Origin of the sequence: Candidatus Aalborgicola defluviihabitans, assembly GCF_016705985.1 — a bacterium.
Classification (GTDB): Bacteria; Pseudomonadota; Gammaproteobacteria; order Burkholderiales; family Burkholderiaceae_C; genus Allorhodoferax; species Allorhodoferax defluviihabitans.
Genome location: NZ_JADJKN010000008.1, coordinates 177,652 through 196,302, shown reverse-complemented (window position 1 = coordinate 196,302; position 18,651 = coordinate 177,652). Strand labels below are relative to the sequence as shown.

General features: G+C 57.6%; 18 protein-coding genes, 1 tRNA gene and 3 pseudogenes. 12 read left to right on the top strand and 10 right to left on the bottom strand.

Annotation, left to right across the window (positions count from 1 at the left end; translation table 11 throughout):
* Positions 1 to 1,125: 1,125 nt before the first annotated feature.
* The 10 genes from uvrB to IPI80_RS11255 all read left to right on the top strand — a co-directional run bounded on the left by uvrB (position 1,126) and on the right by IPI80_RS11255 (position 9,526).
* Positions 1,126 to 3,252 (top strand): excinuclease ABC subunit UvrB, encoded by a 2,127-nt coding sequence (uvrB, locus tag IPI80_RS11300; RefSeq protein ID WP_413860413.1) that lies wholly within the window; start codon positions 1,126 to 1,128, stop codon positions 3,250 to 3,252.
* Positions 3,253 to 3,367: 115 nt separating this feature from the next.
* The gene (locus IPI80_RS11295; RefSeq protein ID WP_413860085.1) at positions 3,368 to 3,904 is read left to right on the top strand and encodes a Fe-S cluster assembly transcription factor; all 537 of its coding nucleotides are present in this window, start codon (positions 3,368 to 3,370) and stop codon (positions 3,902 to 3,904) included.
* An 18-nt stretch (positions 3,905 to 3,922) separates the two neighbouring features.
* A complete protein-coding gene (locus IPI80_RS11290; RefSeq protein WP_413860083.1) occupies positions 3,923 to 5,143 on the top strand; it encodes an IscS subfamily cysteine desulfurase in 1,221 nt (406 codons plus the stop codon).
* A 32-nt stretch (positions 5,144 to 5,175) separates the two neighbouring features.
* Positions 5,176 to 5,562 (top strand): Fe-S cluster assembly scaffold IscU, encoded by a 387-nt coding sequence (iscU, locus tag IPI80_RS11285; RefSeq protein ID WP_413860081.1) that lies wholly within the window; start codon positions 5,176 to 5,178, stop codon positions 5,560 to 5,562.
* 1 nt (position 5,563) lies between these two features.
* Positions 5,564 to 5,887 (top strand): iron-sulfur cluster assembly protein IscA, encoded by a 324-nt coding sequence (gene iscA / locus IPI80_RS11280; protein ID WP_413860079.1) that lies wholly within the window; start codon positions 5,564 to 5,566, stop codon positions 5,885 to 5,887.
* The gene (hscB, locus tag IPI80_RS11275) at positions 5,884 to 6,402 is read left to right on the top strand and encodes a Fe-S protein assembly co-chaperone HscB (RefSeq protein WP_413860077.1); all 519 of its coding nucleotides are present in this window, start codon (positions 5,884 to 5,886) and stop codon (positions 6,400 to 6,402) included. Before iscA ends, hscB begins: the two co-directional genes overlap by 4 nt.
* 53 nt (positions 6,403 to 6,455) lie before the next feature.
* Positions 6,456 to 8,312, top strand: a complete 1,857-nt coding sequence (gene hscA, locus IPI80_RS11270) for a Fe-S protein assembly chaperone HscA (protein ID WP_413860075.1) — start codon at positions 6,456 to 6,458, stop codon at positions 8,310 to 8,312.
* Between the two features lie 56 nt (positions 8,313 to 8,368).
* Positions 8,369 to 8,707, top strand: coding sequence for an ISC system 2Fe-2S type ferredoxin (gene fdx / locus IPI80_RS11265; protein WP_413860073.1), 339 nt, complete (start codon positions 8,369 to 8,371; stop codon positions 8,705 to 8,707).
* A 2-nt stretch (positions 8,708 to 8,709) separates the two neighbouring features.
* A complete protein-coding gene (gene dnaQ / locus IPI80_RS11260) occupies positions 8,710 to 9,411 on the top strand; it encodes a DNA polymerase III subunit epsilon (RefSeq protein ID WP_413860071.1) in 702 nt (233 codons plus the stop codon).
* 40 nt (positions 9,412 to 9,451) lie between these two features.
* Positions 9,452 to 9,526 (top strand) — tRNA-Val (locus tag IPI80_RS11255).
* Positions 9,527 to 9,665: 139 nt separating this feature from the next.
* On the opposite strand, the gene IPI80_RS11250 is transcribed toward IPI80_RS11255, so the two are convergent.
* On the bottom strand, positions 9,666 to 10,370 hold the full coding sequence (locus IPI80_RS11250; protein ID WP_413860069.1) for a hypothetical protein: 705 nt from the start codon (positions 10,368 to 10,370) through the stop codon (positions 9,666 to 9,668).
* Between the two features lie 155 nt (positions 10,371 to 10,525).
* Here IPI80_RS11250 and IPI80_RS11245 point away from each other — a divergent pair.
* Positions 10,526 to 10,920 (top strand): annotated as a pseudogene (locus tag IPI80_RS11245) (sugar phosphate nucleotidyltransferase); the annotation flags it as partial.
* Positions 10,921 to 11,067: 147 nt separating this feature from the next.
* Here IPI80_RS11245 and IPI80_RS11240 read toward each other — a convergent pair.
* Complete coding sequence (locus IPI80_RS11240) at positions 11,068 to 11,376, bottom strand: hypothetical protein (protein ID WP_413860437.1); 309 nt, start codon at positions 11,374 to 11,376, stop codon at positions 11,068 to 11,070.
* Here IPI80_RS11240 and IPI80_RS11235 point away from each other — a divergent pair.
* Positions 11,333 to 11,919, top strand: a pseudogene (locus tag IPI80_RS11235) (cupin domain-containing protein). The gene IPI80_RS11240 and the pseudogene IPI80_RS11235 sit on opposite strands and share 44 nt — an antisense overlap.
* Positions 11,920 to 12,201: 282 nt before the next feature.
* Here the strand turns inward: IPI80_RS11235 and IPI80_RS11230 are convergent.
* From IPI80_RS11230 to IPI80_RS11195, 8 genes and pseudogenes are all read right to left on the bottom strand, one after another.
* A complete protein-coding gene (locus IPI80_RS11230; protein ID WP_413860067.1) occupies positions 12,202 to 12,342 on the bottom strand; it encodes a hypothetical protein in 141 nt (46 codons plus the stop codon).
* A gap of 228 nt (positions 12,343 to 12,570) precedes the next feature.
* Complete coding sequence (locus IPI80_RS11225; RefSeq protein ID WP_413860065.1) at positions 12,571 to 12,978, bottom strand: hypothetical protein; 408 nt, start codon at positions 12,976 to 12,978, stop codon at positions 12,571 to 12,573.
* 176 nt (positions 12,979 to 13,154) lie between these two features.
* On the bottom strand, positions 13,155 to 13,352 hold the full coding sequence (locus tag IPI80_RS11220; protein ID WP_413860063.1) for a lasso RiPP family leader peptide-containing protein: 198 nt from the start codon (positions 13,350 to 13,352) through the stop codon (positions 13,155 to 13,157).
* A 54-nt stretch (positions 13,353 to 13,406) separates the two neighbouring features.
* Positions 13,407 to 13,925 (bottom strand): asparagine synthase-related protein, encoded by a 519-nt coding sequence (locus IPI80_RS11215; RefSeq protein WP_413860061.1) that lies wholly within the window; start codon positions 13,923 to 13,925, stop codon positions 13,407 to 13,409.
* Between the two features lie 68 nt (positions 13,926 to 13,993).
* Positions 13,994 to 15,208: pseudogene (locus IPI80_RS11210) on the bottom strand (asparagine synthetase B family protein); the annotation flags it as partial.
* Between the two features lie 74 nt (positions 15,209 to 15,282).
* Positions 15,283 to 15,708 carry a lasso peptide biosynthesis B2 protein gene (locus tag IPI80_RS11205; protein WP_413860059.1) on the bottom strand — a complete coding sequence of 142 codons (426 nt, stop codon included), beginning with the start codon at positions 15,706 to 15,708 and terminating at the stop codon, positions 15,283 to 15,285.
* On the bottom strand, positions 15,698 to 17,371 hold the full coding sequence (locus tag IPI80_RS11200) for an ABC transporter ATP-binding protein (protein WP_413860057.1): 1,674 nt from the start codon (positions 17,369 to 17,371) through the stop codon (positions 15,698 to 15,700). The genes IPI80_RS11205 and IPI80_RS11200 overlap by 11 nt, the downstream gene beginning before the upstream one ends.
* Positions 17,368 to 18,477 carry a nucleotidyltransferase family protein gene (locus tag IPI80_RS11195; RefSeq protein WP_413860055.1) on the bottom strand — a complete coding sequence of 370 codons (1,110 nt, stop codon included), beginning with the start codon at positions 18,475 to 18,477 and terminating at the stop codon, positions 17,368 to 17,370. Before IPI80_RS11195 ends, IPI80_RS11200 begins: the two co-directional genes overlap by 4 nt.
* Positions 18,478 to 18,651: the final 174 nt, after the last annotated feature.

The following is an 18,651-nucleotide window of genomic DNA, read 5'->3' as shown; positions in this document are numbered from 1 at the left end:
CATCGCTCCGAGCCACCCTACGGCGTTGGTCGCTGGCGCGACTCCCTGCGCTGCTCGCGCCGGGCGGGGTCTGGCTAAACTCGGCTGCGCCTCAAACAACGCCAGCCCTGATCCGCCCGCCGCTGCGCTGCTCGGCACCGCCCAAGGGTGGCTCGGAGCGATGCCTCATGCTTTTGGATTAACTTTTGAATGAACTGTTGGGCTTCACTTAACGATTGCAGCAATTAGCGCTGCAACTCCTATTACGAGCGCCAGCCAAGCGATTCTGTTTGCCCACATTGCCCTTTTAAGCGACAGGCACGCGTTGAGACGACTTTGCAACTCCACTTCGGACGCCACTGCTCGAAGCAGGGCGTAGGGACCAGACCTAGCCTCGGACGGGTCGCTTACGTACACCGAAACACCTTTTCGTTGGCACTCGGCAATTAGCTTGTCCTTGAATGAGCCTGGGCCAGAAGGCAAGAGTGACGAAAAGTCCTCCGGGTCCGATGTGCGTTTGAATGGCCAATTCATTTTTTTCCTTTTGCTGATGCTACTTTCGATAGTAGACGTCTGGCATGCCGTCGTTCTGCGTGGGGAGAACGTAGAACCCCAATGCGATGAGAGCTACGCCGATCATCAAGGGAACGACGGTCTGGTAGCCCTTTTGAACGCCAAGGACACAAGCCCCAGGAAAGAGAACAATGGCTATGAGTGTCAGCATTTGCGTGAGGCCCAATGCAATGTAGACCGCAGCGCTCTACGCGATAGTCTGGAAGATTCCCCTACGAAACTGGCACCTAGCCCTCGTCGAATATACATAGTTCGCTCCCATTAAAATAGCAAAAAACCCAGTGGTATTGAAATCAGGCGGTTGACTCCCACCCACTGTAACCAATTTCTCCAGCCGGGCCAGCGGAGCGGGCTGGGCGATCCCTTGTGCGTGGCTGAGGAGCGCAGGGACGGGCGGATGAGTGCCGACCCGAGCACCGCAAAGCAGCCCGCAGGGCCCACGCAGCAGGGTCGGTCAGCCCGCACCGCTTGCCCAGCGTGCGCGCACCACAATGCCGACCACACTGACCCCAATCAACGCAAATCCACGGCATGGACTACAGTCCCATCTTTGCCCATTTGCCGAACCGCCCCATGCCAGCTCCGACCCCCATCGCTGCCCCAGACCGCACACCCAAGGGCGCTGATGCTGCGCCAGCGCCCGCCGGCCAGTTCATCCGCTACCCCAATTCGCCCTTTGAGTTGTACCAGCCTTATCCCCCAGCGGGCGACCAGCCAGAGGCGATTGACCAACTGGTGGCAGGCGTCAACGACGGTGAGGTCTTCCAGACCCTGCTGGGCGTAACCGGTTCGGGCAAGACTTTCACCATGGCCAATGTGATCGCGCGCCTGGGCCGCCCGGCGATTGTGTTTGCGCACAACAAGACGCTGGCCGCGCAGTTGTACAGCGAGTTCCGCGAATTTTTCCCCAACAACGCGGTGGAGTATTTTGTCAGCTACTACGACTACTACCAGCCCGAGGCCTATGTGCCGCAGCGCGACTTGTTCATTGAAAAAGACAGCGCCATCAACGAGCACATTGAGCAAATGCGCTTGAGCTGCACCAAGAGCATTTTGGAGCGGCGCGATGTGGTCATCGTGGCCACGGTGTCGGCCATTTACGGTATCGGCCAGCCTGAGGCGTACCACAAGATGGTGATGACCCTGCGCAGCGGCGACAAGCTCAACCAGCGCGACGCCATCGCGCAACTGGTGCGTATGCAGTACCAGCGCAATGACATGGATTTCAGCCGCGGCACCTTCCGCGTGCGAGGCGACACCATCGACATCTTTCCGGCCGAACACTCTGAGATGGCGCTGCGCCTGGAGATGTTTGATGACGAGATTGAATCGCTGCAACTGTTTGACCCACTCACCGGGCGCATCCGCCAGAAGATTCCACGCTTTACGGTTTACCCCGGCAGCCACTATGTGACACCCCGCGAACAAGTGCTTCAGGCGGTTGAAACCATTAAGGTCGAACTGGCGGAGAGACTAAAGTTCTTTGTGTCCGAAGGCAAATTGGTGGAAGCCCAGCGCCTGGAACAGCGCACACGCTTCGACTTGGAGATGCTCAGCGAAGTGGGCCACTGCAAGGGCATTGAAAACTACAGCCGCCACCTGGCGGGCAGTGCGCCGGGCGATCCGCCATCCACGCTGACCGACTACATGCCCAAAGACTCGGTGATGTTCATCGACGAAAGCCACGTCACCATCGGCCAGTTTGGCGCCATGTATTTGGGCGACCGTTCGCGCAAGACCACGTTGGTGGAATACGGCTTTCGCCTGCCCAGCGCGCTGGACAACCGACCGCTGAAGTTTGCGGAGTTTGAGCAACGCATGCGCCAGGCAATTTTTGTGTCCGCCACGCCTTCTGTTTACGAAAAGGAACACGCGGGCCAGGTGGTGGAGCAGGTGGTGCGCCCCACGGGCTTGGTGGACCCAGAAGTAGAAGTGCGCCCCGCCACCCACCAGGTGGACGACGTGCTGCAAGAAATCCGCATCCGGGTAGAAAAGAGCGAGCGGGTGCTGATCACCACGCTGACCAAGCGCATGGCCGAGCAGTTGACTGACTATTTGAGCGACAACGGCGTCAAGGTGCGCTATTTGCACAGCGATATTGACACCGTGGAGCGGGTCGAAATCTTGCGCGACCTGCGTTTGGGCGTGTTTGATGTGCTGGTGGGTATCAACCTGTTGCGCGAAGGCCTGGACATTCCCGAGGTGTCCTTGGTGGCCATTCTGGATGCCGACAAAGAGGGTTTTTTGCGATCCGAGCGCTCCCTGATTCAGACCATTGGCCGTGCCGCCCGCAACCTGGAAGGCAAAGCCATTCTGTATGCCGACCGGGTGACAGACTCTATGGCACGCGCCATGGGTGAGACCGAACGCCGACGGCATAAGCAGATCGCTTTCAACCTGGAGCAGGGCATTACCCCGCGTGCGATTGTGAAAAAGGTGCGGGACCTGATTGACGGTGTTTACAGCGAGAAGGCGGGCAAGGAAGCCGAACGCCTGGAACGCGACGCCATGCAGCGGGCGCAAGTGGAGGATATGAGCGAGAAGGATATCTCTCGCGAGATCAAGCGCCTGGAAAAGCTGATGATGGAACACGCCCGAAATCTGGAGTTCGAGAAGGCGGCGCGGGTGCGGGACCAGTTGAGTGTTTTAAAAGAGCAGGCCTTTGGTGCGCCGGGTAGTGACAACATCGTTTCTCTCTAAAGGATCACTAAGTGAGCAGAGACTAACAAAATAACCTGAGTACCCGAGCAAAATACTAGGACATTTGCTATACTTGGCACAGTAAGCCAACCCGGCACGACTCAAGGAGTTAACGATGCGTCTCACAACCAAAGGCCGTTTTGCAGTCACCGCGATGATTGACCTGGGGCTGCGCCAAAGCGGCGGCCCGGTCACTTTAGCCGCTATCAGCCAGCGCCAGCAAATCTCTCTGTCGTATCTGGAGCAGCTGTTTGGCAAGCTGCGCCGGCATGAGCTGGTGGAATCCACCCGCGGCCCCGGCGGCGGTTACACCTTGGCCCGCAAGGCCTCCGATATTACCGTGGCCGACATTATTGTGTCGGTGGACGAACCCATTGACGCCACCCACTGCGGTGGCAAGGAAAACTGCCTGGGTGAGGGCGAGCGTTGCATGACCCACGATTTGTGGGCATCGCTTAATGTGCGCATGGTGGAGTTTCTGGATTCGGTCACGCTGCAAAAGCTGGTGGACGACCAGTTGGCCAAGGGCCTGCAGGTGGAAGACAAGCCCAGCGTCAAACGCGCTATTTCTGCCATGCCCCAGAGCAAGACGATCCGCATCAACGCGCCCAATTCGGTTTTTGCCCTGGGCAGCATGCTCTCCAAGACCTGATTAGCTGGAACACACCCCATGGATACAACACCGCATTTTCCCATTTACATGGACTACAGCGCCACCAACCCGTGCGACGAGCGCGTGGTGGACGCCATGGTGCCCTGGTTGCGCAATCACTTTGGCAACCCCGCATCGCGCAGCCACGCCTGGGGCTGGGAAGCCGAGGCGGCCGTGGAAAAGGCCCGTGGCCAAGTGGCCGACCTGATTGGCGCCGATCCGCGTGAAATCGTCTGGACCTCGGGTGCTACCGAATCCAATAACCTGGCCTTGAAGGGTGCAGCGCACTTCTACCAGTCCAAAGGTAAACACCTGATCACCATCAAGACCGAGCATAAGGCTGTGCTGGACACCTGCCGCGAGTTGGAGCGCCAGGGTTTTGAGGTGACATATCTTGATGTGCAGCCCGATGGGCTGGTTAACCTGGATGCGTTCAAGGCCGCCATCCGGCCCGACACCATTTTGGCCAGCGTCATGTTCGTTAACAACGAAATCGGCGTAATTCAGGACATTGCTGCCATTGGCGCGGTGTGCCGTGAAAAAGGCATCATCTTCCACGTAGATGCCGCCCAAGCCACTGGCCGGGTCGCGTTTGACCTGTCCAAACTGCCGGTTGATTTGATGAGCCTGACTGCTCATAAGACCTATGGTCCCAAGGGAGTTGGCGCGTTGTTTGTGCGTCGTAAACCGCGTATTCGCCTGGAAGCCCAGATGCACGGCGGTGGGCACGAGCGCGGCATGCGCAGCGGCACATTGCCCACGCATCAGATTGTGGGCATGGGTGAGGCCTACCGTATTGCCAAAGAAGAAATGGCGGCTGAAAACGTGCGTATCAAAGCCTTGCACGACCGCATGTTGGCGGGTCTGGTGGGCATTGAACAGGTTTTCATCAATGGTCACGAAACCCAGCGCGTACCCCACAACCTGAACATCAGCTTCAACTACGTGGAAGGCGAGTCGCTGATGATGGGCATCAAGGGCTTGGCGGTGAGCAGCGGCTCGGCCTGTACATCGGCGTCTCTGGAGCCCAGCTATGTGCTGCGCGCTTTGGGCCGCAGCGACGAGCTGGCCCACAGCAGCCTGCGCATGACCATTGGCCGCTGGACCACCGAGGCGGAAATCGATTACGCAGTAGACACCATCCGCAAGAACGTCGCCAAACTGCGTGAGCTCAGCCCTCTGTGGGAGATGCACCTTGACGGCGTTGACATCAGTTCCATCCAGTGGGCAGCCCACTAATCGCACACCAAGCGCCCACTAAGGAGTAAACCATGGCCTATTCAGAAAAAGTTGTTGACCATTACGAAAACCCCCGCAACGTCGGCAGCTTTGAAAAAGGCGACGACAGCGTTGGCACCGGCATGGTCGGTGCGCCCGCCTGCGGCGATGTGATGAAGCTGCAAATCAAGGTCAACGCCGAAACCGGTGTGATCGAAGATGCCCGTTTCAAGACCTATGGCTGCGGATCGGCTATTGCGTCCAGCTCGCTGGTGACCGAATGGGTCAAGGGCAAGACCCTGGACGAGGCTGCTGCGCTGAAGAACAGCCAGATCGCTGAAGAACTGGCTTTGCCACCGGTCAAAATTCACTGCTCCATCCTGGCCGAAGACGCCATCAAGGCGGCCGTGGACGATTACAAAGCTAAACATCTCAACTGATATGGCAGTTACTGTTACGGAAGCGGCCGCGCGCCACGTGGCGCGCTACCTGACCAAGCGCGGCAAGGGCGTGGGCGTGCGCCTGGGGGTCAAGACCACCGGGTGCTCGGGCCTGGCCTACCAACTGGAATACGTGGACGAACTGGCGCCAGAAGACGTGGTGTTTGAAGAGCACGGCGTCAAGGTGCTGGTTGACCCCAAAAGTCTGGCCTACATCGATGGCACCGAGCTGGATTTTGTGCGTGAAGGGCTCAACGAGGGCTTTCGCTTCAACAACCCGCGTGAGCGCGACAAGTGCGGCTGCGGCGAGTCGTTTCGCGTGTGAACCTGCAATCCACTGATTTTGAACTGTTTGGTCTGACGCAACAGTTTGCCCAAGACCGAGCGGTAGTGGACGCCCGCTGGAAAGAGCTGCAACGCGAGGCCCATCCTGACAAGTTCGCAGCGCATGGTGCAGCCGCCCAGCGTGTCGCCATGCAGTGGTCGGTACGCATCAACGAGGCCTACCAGCGCTTAAAAGCACCCCTCCAGCGCGCAGCCTATTTGTGTGAACTGGCGGGCTCACCGGTCAACGCCCATAGCAACACCGCCATGCCCGCTGCATTTTTGATGCAGCAAATGCAGTGGCGCGAAGAACTGGACGAGGCCCAATGCACTGACGATCTGGATGCCCTGCGCGAGAATGTAGATGCCGTGCAAAAGGATTTGCTTTTGGTATGTGCCCGCCAGCTCGATGAACTGCACGACTATGGCGCTGCAGTGCAATCGGTACGATCACTCATGTTCATCGAGAAATTTGCACACGATCTTGACCTGGCCTTCGACAAACTGGAAATCTGAACCCCAGGCAGGTGCGTTGAAGCCAGCATGGCACGAACCCAGACCGACAATTTATGGCGCTATTACAAATTTCAGAACCGGGCCAGGCGCCCAATCCGCACGAGCGTCGTGTTGCCGTGGGCATAGACCTGGGCACCACCCATTCCCTGGTAGCTGCCGTGCGCCACGGCGTGGCCGAATGCCTGCCCGACGGCGAGGGCCGCGTCATTCTGCCCTCAATCGTGCGCTACATGGATGGGGGCGGTCGCCAGATTGGTTTTGCCGCCCAAGAGGCAGTTGTCAGCGATCCGCACAATACCATCACGTCGGTCAAGCGCTTCATGGGGCGCAGCCTGGCTGACGTGACCGGTATCGACAAGCTGCCCTACCGTTTTGCCGATCACCCCGGCATGTTGGGCCTGCTCACCGTGGCTGGTGAGAAGTCTCCCGTCGAAGTCAGCGCCGAAATTCTGGCCACCTTGCGCTACCGCGCCGAAGACACCTTTAACGATGACCTGTACGGTGCTGTTATCACCGTGCCAGCCTATTTTGACGATGCCCAACGCCAGGCTACCAAAGACGCGGCCCAGCTGGCCGGGCTGAATGTGCTGCGTCTGATCAACGAACCTACTGCCGCAGCCATTGCCTACGGGCTGGACAACGCCAGCGAAGGCATCTACGCCATCTACGACCTGGGCGGTGGCACGTTCGATATTTCCATTCTGCGGCTTACCCAAGGTGTATTTGAAGTGGTGTCCACCGGTGGTGATTCCGCCCTGGGTGGCGACGACTACGACCATGCGCTGGCCGACTGGGTGCTGTCCCAAACCGGTGCGGAGGCCGTTAATGCCGCGGACAAGGCTGCACTCAAGCGCGCCGCACAAGCCTGTAAAGAAGCGTTGACTGCTACTGATTCAGTAGCGTTCCATGTAGACCTGACGAGGGCTAGCATTCATTTTGATGTAACAAGATTTCAATTTGACCAAGCTACAGCGGCATTGACCGCACGCACCTTTAGTGCCGTGCGCAAGGCGCTGCGCGATGCCCGGTTGTCCGTGCAGGAGGTGAAGGGCGTTGTCATGGTGGGCGGCTCTACCCGCATGCCACAGGTGCAGGCTGCGGCAGCCGCGTATTTTGGCCATGCGCCGTTGAACAACCTCAACCCCGACGAGGTGGTGGCACTGGGTGCCTCCATCCAGGCCAACCAGTTGGCAGGCAACAACATCGCGGGTGATTTGCTGCTGCTGGACGTGATTCCGCTGTCACTGGGCGTGGAAACGATGGGTGGACTGGTGGAGCGCATCGTGCCGCGCAACCAGACCATCCCCACTGCCATGGCGCAGGACTTCACCACCTACAAAGACGGCCAGACCGCCTTGGCATTGCACGTGGTGCAGGGTGAGCGCGATTTGGTAGCCGATTGCCGCAGCCTGGCGCGTTTTGAGCTGCGGGGCATTCCGCCCATGGCCGCCGGTGCGGCGCGCATCCGTGTCACCTTTACGGTGGATGCCGATGGCTTGCTCAATGTGGCTGCGCATGAGCAGGTGAGTGGCGTGCAGGCGCAAATCAATGTCAAACCATCCTATGGCCTGGGCGATGCGCAAATTGCCAAAATGCTGCAAGAAAGTTTCATCACGGCGGAGCAGGACATCCGCACCCGCGCCTTGGTCGAAGCCCAGGTCGATGCCGACCGCCTGCTGCTGGCCACGCACAGCGCGCTGGCCTTTGACGCAGACCTGCTGGACGCGCAAGAACGCGCCGGCATTGACGCTGCAATGGCAGCCCTGTCTGTTGGCCGAACTGACAGCGACGCAGCCACCATTGATGCACTGGGCAAAGCGCTGGCCCAGGCCACCGAATCCTTCGCAGCCAAGCGCATGAACCGGGGCATTGCCCAGGCCTTGGCAGGTAAAAATATTCAAACCCTATAGAACTTGCGGGTCAGACCACTTGCACCGCCAATGTGCTCTGACCCCAACCAATCAAAATGACCATTATCAAAATCCTGCCACACCCGGAATACTGTCCTCAGGGCGCCGAGATCACGGCCACGCCAGGCACTTCGATTTGCGAGGCTCTGCTGGAAAACAACATTGCCATTGAGCACGCCTGTGATATGAGCTGCGCCTGTACCACTTGCCACGTTATCGTGCGGGAAGGCATGGCCTCACTCAATGAACTCGACGAAAACGAAGAAGACCTGCTGGACCGCGCCTGGGGCCTGGAGCCCAATTCGCGCCTGAGTTGCCAGGCGTTTGTGGCCCAGAAAGACTTGGTGGTGGAAATTCCGAGGTACACCATCAACCATGCAAAAGAAAACCACTGACCATGCGCCAAATCATTCTGGACACGGAAACCACCGGTTTCTACTTTGACAAGGACGACCGGCTGGTAGAAATTGGCTGCGTGGAGCTGCTCAACCGCAAGCTAACCGGCAACAACTTCCACGTTTACCTGAACCCAGGGCGCGACAGCGAAGAGGGCGCCTTGCGGGTACACGGTTTGACCACCGAATTTTTGAGCGACAAGCCGGCCTTTGCCGCTGTGGCAGAAGATTTGCTGTCTTATGTGCAGGGCGCAGAAGTCATCATCCACAACGCACCCTTTGACCTGGGTTTTCTGGACATGGAACTGGCCTTGCTGGGGCGCCCCCGGTTCAAGGCGCATGTATCGGGGGTTATTGACACCCTGGTTATGGCCAAGGAAATGTTCCCCGGCAAGCGCAACAGCCTGGACGCCCTGTGCGACCGGCTGGAGGTTGACAACTCCGGGCGCACCCTGCACGGCGCACTGCTGGATGCTGAGCTGCTGGCCGATGTCTATATCAACATGACCCGTGGGCAGGACGCACTTTTGATGGATGTGGGTGCACCTAGCGAAGGCGGCGTTGCCAGGGTAAAGATCGATCTGCGCGGATTTGATTTGCCGGTCGTGGCAGCCAACGCCCAGGAACTGGCTGCGCACGAAGAGGTGTTGACGCAATTGGATAAATCCAGCGGTGGAACGACGGTTTGGCGCAAAGCAGCGTGAAGGTTGTTGTATAATTTAAGGCTCACTGAATACATATTCAGGGCGGTTAGCTCAGGGGTAGAGCACTGCATTCACACTGCAGGGGTCACAAGTTCGAAACTTGTACTGCCCACCAAAATTTGGTTACAAATCAAGCACTTAGCGGAAACGTTCGGTGCTTTTTTTTGATAGGTTGGTGCGCACTCTGGCGCGCTGGGTAAATAATGGCTACAGCGGTAGTGGTTCCGCGCGCTCAGTCAGAATCCAGCCATTGCTCATCCGTATTCCATCGTCAGCGTCTTGCGCGATATATCCTTGTAGCTCTTTGATGTGTAGTGCTGTGTAAAAACCGCCTCCGCTCGGTTGCCGTTCAGCGGAGTTACCGTCAGATCCAAAATTTCGATCACAATTTGTTTGGCAGTGTCCACCCGCTGGCGGCGCAGTTTTTCCCACTGGTTGCGGGGCATGGCGTCCTCGGGCGTAAAGCCGGGGCTGCCATGGTCACGTCCAAAATCGGTCTGCCCAGTCTCCCATGCTTTGGCCCATTTGCGAATGAATGGCTCCGCTGTCGAGACTTGCATTGCTGCTAACGCTTCGGCTGGTGCTTCTGCCACTACAGCGTGGGCCGTAGTATTTGCAATAGGCGTTTTCGCATCAGGGATCACCCCGGGCATTTCAACCACTAGGTAGCCGACCAAACCCACCACTGACATTCCGCCCAAGGCCAGCGGCCACCAGTGCGCCTGCAATTTCGCAGCAACAGCTTCCAGACAAACAGCCACGGCTCGTCTTCCTTTTGGTGTTTGGCCATGTTCACCAGATCCACAATCGCCATCACCAACGCAAACCAGCGTAAACTGCACCAAAAGTAACACCACAAACAACAATATGCGGTCATCATCCGACAGGACGGGGACATGGCTTCGCCCAGCAGAACGGTCAGCAGTGCCAATGGCAAAACCGGCAATGAGTTGAATCATGAAAATGCGTGTCGTACTTGCGGGTGTAATCGCATTCTATGTGGGCAGCCCACAGAACCGCTCGTCAGCCAAACGCTGGCCGATTGGCACAATAGTCGCGTACAACAAAGAATGTAAGCTCTCAGGCTTGCAAGCATATTCAGGGAATTAACAGCATGACTCTTGTCGAGCCAACGGCGTCCACTGGCACGTCCCCCAGCGTAAATATCACCCCCGTCATCCTGTGTGGCGGTAGCGGTACACGGCTCTGGCCCTTGTCCCGCAAGGCCTTGCCCAAGCAGTTCGTGCCGTTGGTCAACGGCAAAAGCCTGTTGCAGCTCACATTGGAGCGCGCCGCACTGCTCAGCCCCAGCAAATCATCGTTGCCAGCGAAGACCACCGTTTTCTGGTTCAAGAGTGTGCCAACGCCGCCAACGTGCACAGCACAATCCTGTTGGAGCCCGTCGCCCGCAACACCGCCGCCGCCATGGCCGCCGCCGGCATCCATGCCGCACCCGATGCCTTGCTGCTGTTTTTGCCCGCAGATCACCACATCCCCGATGCCACCGCCTTTGCCGCCACCATCCGCTCGGGCGTTGTTGCCGCCCAGGCAGGCTCCATCGTCATGTTTGCCGTGTGCGGCCCACATTTCCCAGCACAGGCTATGGCTACATCGAGCAGGTGGCGCGTTGGCGGGGGCAGGGCGCTGCGCACGCCGTCAGTGCTTTGTCGAAAAACCCAACGCCCCCATGCCCCCGACATATTGGCCGCGTGCCAGCAAGCCATAGCCGCCCAGACGGTTGATGGCAACTTTCGCCGCCTGGGCGCAGATGGCTTTGCCGCCTGCCGCTCTGACAGCATCGACTATGCCGTCATGGAAAAAGCCGCCAACGTTGCCGTGCTGCCCTTTGCCGCCGCCTGGAGCGATGTGGGTAGCTGGAATGCAGTCGCTGAACTGACCGCGCCGGACGAAAACGGCAACCGTGCATGGCCAGGGCCATACCGTGCAGGCTACCAACACCTTCATCCACGCGCCGCATCGCCCCGTGGTGGCCCTGGGCACCAGCAACCTGCTCATCATCGACACTGCAGACGCCGTGCTGGTAGCCGATGCCGCCCATACCGAGCAGGTCAAAAACGTGGTCGCGCGCTTGAAGCACAGGGTGTTCCCCAAGCCCAACACCACCGCCGCGTGGCGCGCCCTGGGGCGTGTTGACAGCGTGGACGCTGGCGAGCGTTTTCAGGTTAAACGCATTGTGGTGAACCCGGCGCCACCTGAGCCTGCAAATGCACCACCACGTGCCGAGCACTGGGTGGTGGTTAGCGGCCACACCGAAGTGACCAATGGCGACAAGGTCATGCTCTTGGGCGAAAACCAAGCACCTATATTCCCCTCAGGCGGGTCCACCGGCTGGCCAACCCCGGCAAAGTGCCGCTGGAGATTATTGAAGTGCAGTCGGGCTCCTACCTTGGGAGGACGACATTGTGCGGCTGGAAGATACCTATGGCCGAGTCAATTGACTGCGGCAAGCGCCGCGCCAGCTTGTTCAATACACAAGTGGATGGGTAACCGCTTACAAAAGGGCTATCAACTTCTTGTCAAATAGTTTCTGTCAAGCGCCAGTACATCGCGTTCAATATCGCCGCGTGACACTTCGCCATGGCCAACATCCGCTCGCACACTTGCGCGAGGTTTTGCCTTCGACCATGGCTTGCCACGTGTGCGCCAACCGGATCAAGGCCAAAGTGGTACCACTGGCAGATCCAGAATAACGGTTTCTTCCCCGACCTGTCGCGCCATGACATCTGGCGGAACCGCAAATCTGTCACTCAAGTTCATTGGACTTTGTTCTCATGTGTTGAGTGCTCCACAATAGCTTGCGCGAATAGCCGCCAAGCTGTCAAAGCTGCGTGGAAAATTCAATTGGTAGCATAAGGGCTGACTGACCAGCGCCGACAATTTTCGGTACTGCGCCGCCAGCAGGTCTTTCATTTCAATGTCAAGCAGGAACGAATGCTTCACCAACTCAATCAACGCAGTGCTGGGCTCATGCTGACAAATTCAAGTGGCGAGTCAAAATTTTCTCAAGAAAATAGATTCGGCGCAGCGGTCGTGCCTGATCGCAAAAAGCGACGGACTCGCCGGCCAGAAAACGGACCTTGCGGTGAATTGAACCGGAGGAGCGATGTTGACTTCCACGCCAATGAGTGCGTCTGGCTGTCATCCCGAACGAATGGATGGATGGCTGGGCAATACATAGCAAGCGTCTTGTCGCGGTTCCAGCAGTAACCCGTCGTCGGTCAAAAAACGAAAACCGTTGGTGGCAAAACTCGCAGCTAGAGTCGATTTTCCCATGCCGGAAGCGCCAATAAATGCAACAGCGCTGTCTCCGATTTCTACTGCGCTGGCATGCAGCACCAGCATGCCTTGCCTGGCGAGCGCCAGTGGCAAAACCTGATTCAGGAAAAGATGGCGTGACGTTTCTTCCGTTACCGATGGCACCGGAAAGCAAATGACCTCGGTTCCATCGTGAGAAACCTCGTAGTCACCAAGATCAGGAAAGCGCAAAAGGTAACCATGCGCAGTACGATAAAAATGCGTCCAGTTGCGACCGTCTGAAGAACCCATTGGTGAAAGCAAGCCGACTCAACAATCTGCTGCTGGTGTGCAGGCGCCGTTGTAAATTTAACTGGCAACAAAAGTCAACCGACGAGCGAAGGCTGACGACACTCTAAATATCGCACAATAGCCATGCAGGGGTTACAACAATAAAGTGCTAATATAGTTTCGTTCAATTTGTCCGTCTACATCGAACTAGTATGCTTTTCACCACTACCGGGCATTAAGTTGTCCGAAGCGAGGCTGCCTGATCCTTGGGTTAGCTGGGCCACAGATCCATAAACCTGCAGCACCGGTGCCGCATAAGCCAACTTTTGCGATTGGGCTGCCAAAGCACCTTTCATTTGAATGGGAGCTAATTGGTTTGGCTGTGTATTGTTCATTGTTCATTCCCTATTTTTTAAGCCTGGCATGCTCGAAAAGTGCCCGATACAAAGTTAACTCGGCTTAAAGATGGTATCACAGACATAAATGCTCCATAAAATCCAGACCAGCCAGCCAGATTGTGGGTTTTTGCGGTATGACGCAAAGAGGTCAATCATGCCCACTTCCGTGACCCACGTCGGGCGTTTGCTCGGAATTTCCATGGTGAATGCGCCTTCCATTGCGTCCAGTTTTAACCGGAATACACCCGAAAATTCGGCCTTGTCGTTGCGTTCAAGAATGACGCGTGGCAGTACATCTTTCATGCCCTGGCGGTGTATGACTTTGCTTATATTGCCCTGCAACCTTAGGTGTGGCGGGGTTGAAAAGGCAAATTGCATAAACCGGTGGCTAAAGAACGGATGCCGAATTTCAATCCCTGCGCGGACATTGCGTCGCTCTGCACGCTCCAACACTTGGGCATCCAAAGCTCTGTGTAGGGCCGCCAATAGATCGCCCTGACCGGGTTTGTGCTTGCCCCCGTTGGGCTGGGCCGTAGCCAGCGCTTTTCGTTTGTTAAATTCCTGCAGCATGGTGGCGCCAGCCAATTGTCGGCGGTGGGCGGGCGCCTTCCCTTGACTGTATGAACCAGCCATCGCAATCTGCTTTGCAACGTCATGGGCAATAGCGCAAAGACTCCATTTCTGGCAAACCATGCAATTGCATTTTTAGATCCAAAAGCCGATGCGTCTGCCCTGAAATGTTTGGCCACAGCGTACCAATGCCCTTGTGCGATCAAGTCTGCATAGTGCTCCCGAGACCCCTGCAACCAGTGGTCGCCGCCTTCGCCGGTTATCTGGACACAGCTTTTTTTTGCGGCTTCACGCAATATTCCCATCGCCATATCTGCATTGGGAAAGCCGGGGAACTCTTTGTAGGTTTGAGCTTGTTCTGCGTACCACTCCAACGGCTGTATGGTGGGTGGAATTTCGTGAATAATGGTGCCGGTGTGTTCACCCACCGCCCGTGCATAGGCAATTTCGTCGGCAGCGCTGTCGCCGGTAAATGCCAATGTATAGCCATCCATGCCTGGGGCAGGCAGAAGCCCGTCGTGGCGCAGACGTTCTGCAATGCAAAACAGTGCAGAAGAATCCAGGCCACCGCTTACATCAATGGCAACCGGCTTGTGTGAACGTGATTGGCGCCGCACGATGTCGAACAGCAATTCGCGGTAATGGGCAATGTATTGCGCATCGGTGGTGTAGGGCAGTGTTGCGTTCAAGTCGGGTGCCCAATACGGTTTCAGTTGCAACCCGCCGGCGCCAATCACCATGCAGTGCGCTGCAACCAGACGCATAACCCCCGTCCAAAGCGTCTCGTCTCTGGAAAACCACTTTGCGGCCAAAAATTCTGCCAACATGCCCTGGTTGGGCACTTGTGTTACCCAGGGTAGCGTCAGAATTGGGTGCAACTCGGATGCAAAAACCAAAATACCGTCGCGCCAATGGTAATGAAAGGGCTTCAGCCCCATGCGGTCGCGGGCACAAAAAGCCTTGTGTTGCCGTGCATCCCAAATTACCAACGCAAAATCACCGTCCAGGTGTGCAAGGCAATCTTCGCCCCAGGTCTGGTAGGCGTTAAGCACCAACTCTGCGTCGGAGCGATCGCGCAACGCGGCCCCGCAGCCCAGCAACTCTGCGCGCAGTTCTTCCCAGTTGTCCAGTCGGCCATCCAGCACCAGAACCAGGCTCTCGTCGTCATTGCACAGTGGCTGGCACTCTTCTAGCGATTCGGGCGTGGTGCGCAGCATGCACTGGCCCAACGCGACCGGCCCTTTGCACCAGTGGTTGATACCATCCGGCCCCCGATAGGCCATAGCGCCCGTCATGCCTTCTACCAGCCCGGCTTCAACGGGTACGCCGTCAAAGCGAATAATGCCTGCAATGCCGCTCATGATGATGAAAAGGTTGAAAATTGATCGCCTACATCGGGCTGATCGTTAATGGGTGTGCCTTGGTATTCCACCCACGCGTGGGCGGCAAATACATGCTGATTCTTGCTTACACCAATGCGCAAATGGGTTGCAACACCCCGGCGCTGCAGCATCCAGCAGAGCAACAACGACCGGGACAAACAGGTTGCAGGAATGGGCGGCAAACGCGCAGCACGGTTTACCAGTTTGGACAGGCACACCATTTCATCCAAGGTCAACCCCGGCTGTGCGTTGGCTGGTGGCCCCAGTACCCAGCCCTGAAAGCGTTTCAAGCCAAGTGCGCGCAGCCCCAACCAAAACAGCGGCAACCACGCGATGGCCGCCATCAACGTGCGCTGCTCTGCCCACGTGAGCGATTGCAGTTTGGCCAGCTTAGTGCGCATGCGCGTTATTCCGTGTTTCAATCAGCTCCCCGTGCTCCAAGCGCAGCACCCGGTCCGCCAGGGCCAAGCTTGCGGGGCGGTGTGTGATCAGAATCACCGTGCAGTGCGCCAGTGTGGCCTGGCATTCACTGACAAATGATTTTTCTCCCTCAGGGTCAAACATGGCGGTGGCTTCGTCCAGCACCAAAATCCTGGGTGCCTTCAGCAGGGCGCGGGCCAGTGCAACGCGCTGGCATTGGCCACCCGACAAACGCACGCCTTGATCGCCAACCAAGGTGTTGTACCCGTCGGGCAGTTGGGTTATGAAATCGTGCGCCTGCGCGGCCTTTGCAGCTGCCAGAACAGCGCTTTCGGTTGCGCCAGGCTGACCATAGGCAATATTGTCGTGCACGCTTCCGTGAAAGAGCAAAACCTGCTGCGGCACGGTGCCAATCTGGGCCCGTAAACTGACCAATGAAACACCGGCAGTATCAATGCCATCTATCAACACCTGTCCTTCGCTGGGCGTTATCAGGCGCATCAGCAAATGTGCAATGGTGCTTTTGCCAGCGCCATTGGTACCAGTAATGGCAACCGTTTCACCCGCCCGAATGCAAAAATTCAACTTGCTTAGCACCTGCGCGCGTCCAGGGTAACCAAAACTGACGTCTTTAAACTCCACCGCTCCCTCGACTGGCGGCAATGGGTGGCCTGTTGGCTCCATTGCTTCAGGGGGCTCAGCCAACACCATGCCAAGCCTCTCCAAAGTACCGCCCGCTTGTCGGGTTTGCCCGTAGAAATTGGCCAGTGCACTTACCGGGCGGGTTAATAGCGCTGCATAAAGCAAAAAACTGATAGTTTCAGCTGGTGTGCTTTCGTGCAAATGCCCACTCATCAGCCACAACACCAGCACCATGCCAGCTGCGGCCAGAAACTGCAGCAATGGCCCCAGCGCCACCATAATGCGTCTTTCCTGCGCGCTGAGCTGGAGGATGTGGTGAACCTGGCGTTGGTAGCGCTCAGACTCATGCGCTTCGCGTGTGAAGGTTTTTATGACCGGCAACATGCCGAGGTTTTCTTCGGCAATGGCCGTTGCCCCAGCATGTGCCGCTTGTAGTTGGGCGGCCAATGGGCGCAGGCGGCGGCCCAGGACTTTGAGCAGCAAATAAAACAGCGGCACGAACAAAGCCACAAAAACAGCCAAGCGGGCATCGATGCGAAACATCATCCAAACCGCCCCCGCCATGGTGAACAGCAACGGCACCATGCCTGGCAATATGCCGCTGATAAACCCATTCAAGCGTTCTACATCGTGGGTGAGCAGGGTTAACACCTCGCCCCGGCGGCGCTGGTGGTAAAAACCAAGAGGCAACGCCTGCAAGTGGTCGTACAGCCTGACGCGGAGGTTTGCCAAACAGCGCTCTGCTGTGCGGCCCAGCACGAATCCGCTAGCAAACTTCACCAGGGCCTGCAACGCAAATAGCGCCAGCAGACCCAGCAAAACGGGCCCTGTTGACCAGGTGCCAGCCGTCTTGGTCAACATACCTTGGGCCAAGCTGCCGGCCAGCCAAGGCACCGCCAGTGCCAGACTGCTCTCAGCCAGCATCAGCAGCGCACCCAAGGCTAAACTTGTCTTGAATGGCGCTGCAAAATCCAGCATGGTGGCAAACTCGGTACGTTTCATGGCCCCAATTGCCCCCACTGGTAGTCGCTGCCCAGCAGCAGGCGGGCATCGCGCAGGCGGTTCAGTCGTGCTTGCCCAAGCTGGTGTAAGGCGCGCAGCACATCACCCGGGCGGTCGTGCATCCACAGGATAAAGCCCAGTTGAATCCAATGCGGGCGCTGCAGAAACCGGGTTGGCAGGTCGTGCGTTACCCAAGCACGCATGTAAGCCCTACGCAGGCGACTTGGCTGAATTATGCCCAGCCATTCGTCCAGCATGCCTGTTAAACCGGGTGGCGCCAGCAAGCGCAGCCAGGTCAGCATGGTCCAGGCAGCCGTTTTAAGCCCCTCAGTCTGCAGCAATTGCAATGCCGTAGACCACTCAGCTTTTCCTTGTTGCAGCCATAGCAAAAAGTCGGCCACGCGCCCCAGCCCCATGTTGGGAGAGCACACATACTTGCTGAACGCAGGGTGCGTCAGCATCATGAAAAGGGTATCGCTGTCGCTTAGGCCCCAAACACCGTGGGTTTGTTGGCGCCGGGCGATGAAGCCAGTTGTTGTGTCGGTGCGGGTGTGCCCCGGCCTTAGTATGTGCCAGTGCAGATCAATATCGACCAGCCCGCGCTTGAAAGTGGCTTCATGGCTCACATTGTCTGGCGTCACATGGACGGCATAGCCGCTGTCGATCAACAGTTTGGCCGCAGCAAGTCTGTCTTGTGCCAGCACCAAAACATCGATATCGGTTGCGGGCCGCAAAGTCGGGTCTGGGTAAACGCACTCCCGCACGTAAACACCTTTTATCACTACGTATGGAATACCCTTGCCCGCAAACAACTTGTCCAGCTGGTCAAGCGCAGCCCGCTGCGGCAAATACCCTGCCACCGCCGCCATGCGTGCACGGTGCAGCGCATCCACATAGCCCGCCGGTAGTGTGCCCAATGCATTGCCGGCCTGCAGCCTGTGGTGCCACAGCGGCCCCAGGTCATGGCGAATCACAAATTCCAGAAAATCCACCCCGCCTTGAAGCAAGGCAGTGCTCAATTCGGCAACGCTAACCGTGAGTACGGCAGGCAGCAGCGCCAGTCGGTATTTGTGAATTTGTGTTTGGGATGTGTGTAGCGGTGGCATTGAACGGCCCATTGGACCTCGGGGGATCATGGACTTTAGCAAACTTCACCATTCGGTTGTCCATCGCCTTTGAGCCGTGAACCCCAATGACCACAGCCTTAACCAATACAACACCATGCTGTTAGGCCGGCACAACCAGATGGGTGCTGATGCGGGCCGCTATTTCGAGAGGTA

What these genes read in the sequence shown, in the direction of transcription:
- uvrB (WP_413860413.1), top strand. Translation starts at nt 1,126, where the DNA reads ATGCCAGCTCCGACCCCCATCGCTGCCCCAGACCGCACACCCAAGGGC.
- IPI80_RS11295 (WP_413860085.1), top strand. Translation starts at nt 3,368, where the DNA reads ATGCGTCTCACAACCAAAGGCCGTTTTGCAGTCACCGCGATGATTGAC.
- IPI80_RS11290 (WP_413860083.1), top strand. Translation starts at nt 3,923, where the DNA reads ATGGATACAACACCGCATTTTCCCATTTACATGGACTACAGCGCCACC.
- iscU (WP_413860081.1), top strand. Translation starts at nt 5,176, where the DNA reads ATGGCCTATTCAGAAAAAGTTGTTGACCATTACGAAAACCCCCGCAAC.
- iscA (WP_413860079.1), top strand. Translation starts at nt 5,564, where the DNA reads ATGGCAGTTACTGTTACGGAAGCGGCCGCGCGCCACGTGGCGCGCTAC.
- hscA (WP_413860075.1), top strand. Translation starts at nt 6,456, where the DNA reads ATGGCGCTATTACAAATTTCAGAACCGGGCCAGGCGCCCAATCCGCAC.
- fdx (WP_413860073.1), top strand. Translation starts at nt 8,369, where the DNA reads ATGACCATTATCAAAATCCTGCCACACCCGGAATACTGTCCTCAGGGC.
- dnaQ (WP_413860071.1), top strand. Translation starts at nt 8,710, where the DNA reads ATGCGCCAAATCATTCTGGACACGGAAACCACCGGTTTCTACTTTGAC.
- IPI80_RS11250 (WP_413860069.1), bottom strand. Translation starts at nt 10,370, where the DNA reads ATGATTCAACTCATTGCCGGTTTTGCCATTGGCACTGCTGACCGTTCT.
- IPI80_RS11240 (WP_413860437.1), bottom strand. Translation starts at nt 11,376, where the DNA reads ATGAAGGTGTTGGTAGCCTGCACGGTATGGCCCTGGCCATGCACGGTT.
- IPI80_RS11230 (WP_413860067.1), bottom strand. Translation starts at nt 12,342, where the DNA reads ATGAAAGACCTGCTGGCGGCGCAGTACCGAAAATTGTCGGCGCTGGTC.
- IPI80_RS11225 (WP_413860065.1), bottom strand. Translation starts at nt 12,978, where the DNA reads ATGGGTTCTTCAGACGGTCGCAACTGGACGCATTTTTATCGTACTGCG.
- IPI80_RS11220 (WP_413860063.1), bottom strand. Translation starts at nt 13,352, where the DNA reads ATGAACAATACACAGCCAAACCAATTAGCTCCCATTCAAATGAAAGGT.
- IPI80_RS11215 (WP_413860061.1), bottom strand. Translation starts at nt 13,925, where the DNA reads ATGCTGCAGGAATTTAACAAACGAAAAGCGCTGGCTACGGCCCAGCCC.
- IPI80_RS11205 (WP_413860059.1), bottom strand. Translation starts at nt 15,708, where the DNA reads ATGCGCACTAAGCTGGCCAAACTGCAATCGCTCACGTGGGCAGAGCAG.
- IPI80_RS11200 (WP_413860057.1), bottom strand. Translation starts at nt 17,371, where the DNA reads ATGAAACGTACCGAGTTTGCCACCATGCTGGATTTTGCAGCGCCATTC.
- IPI80_RS11195 (WP_413860055.1), bottom strand. Translation starts at nt 18,477, where the DNA reads ATGCCACCGCTACACACATCCCAAACACAAATTCACAAATACCGACTG.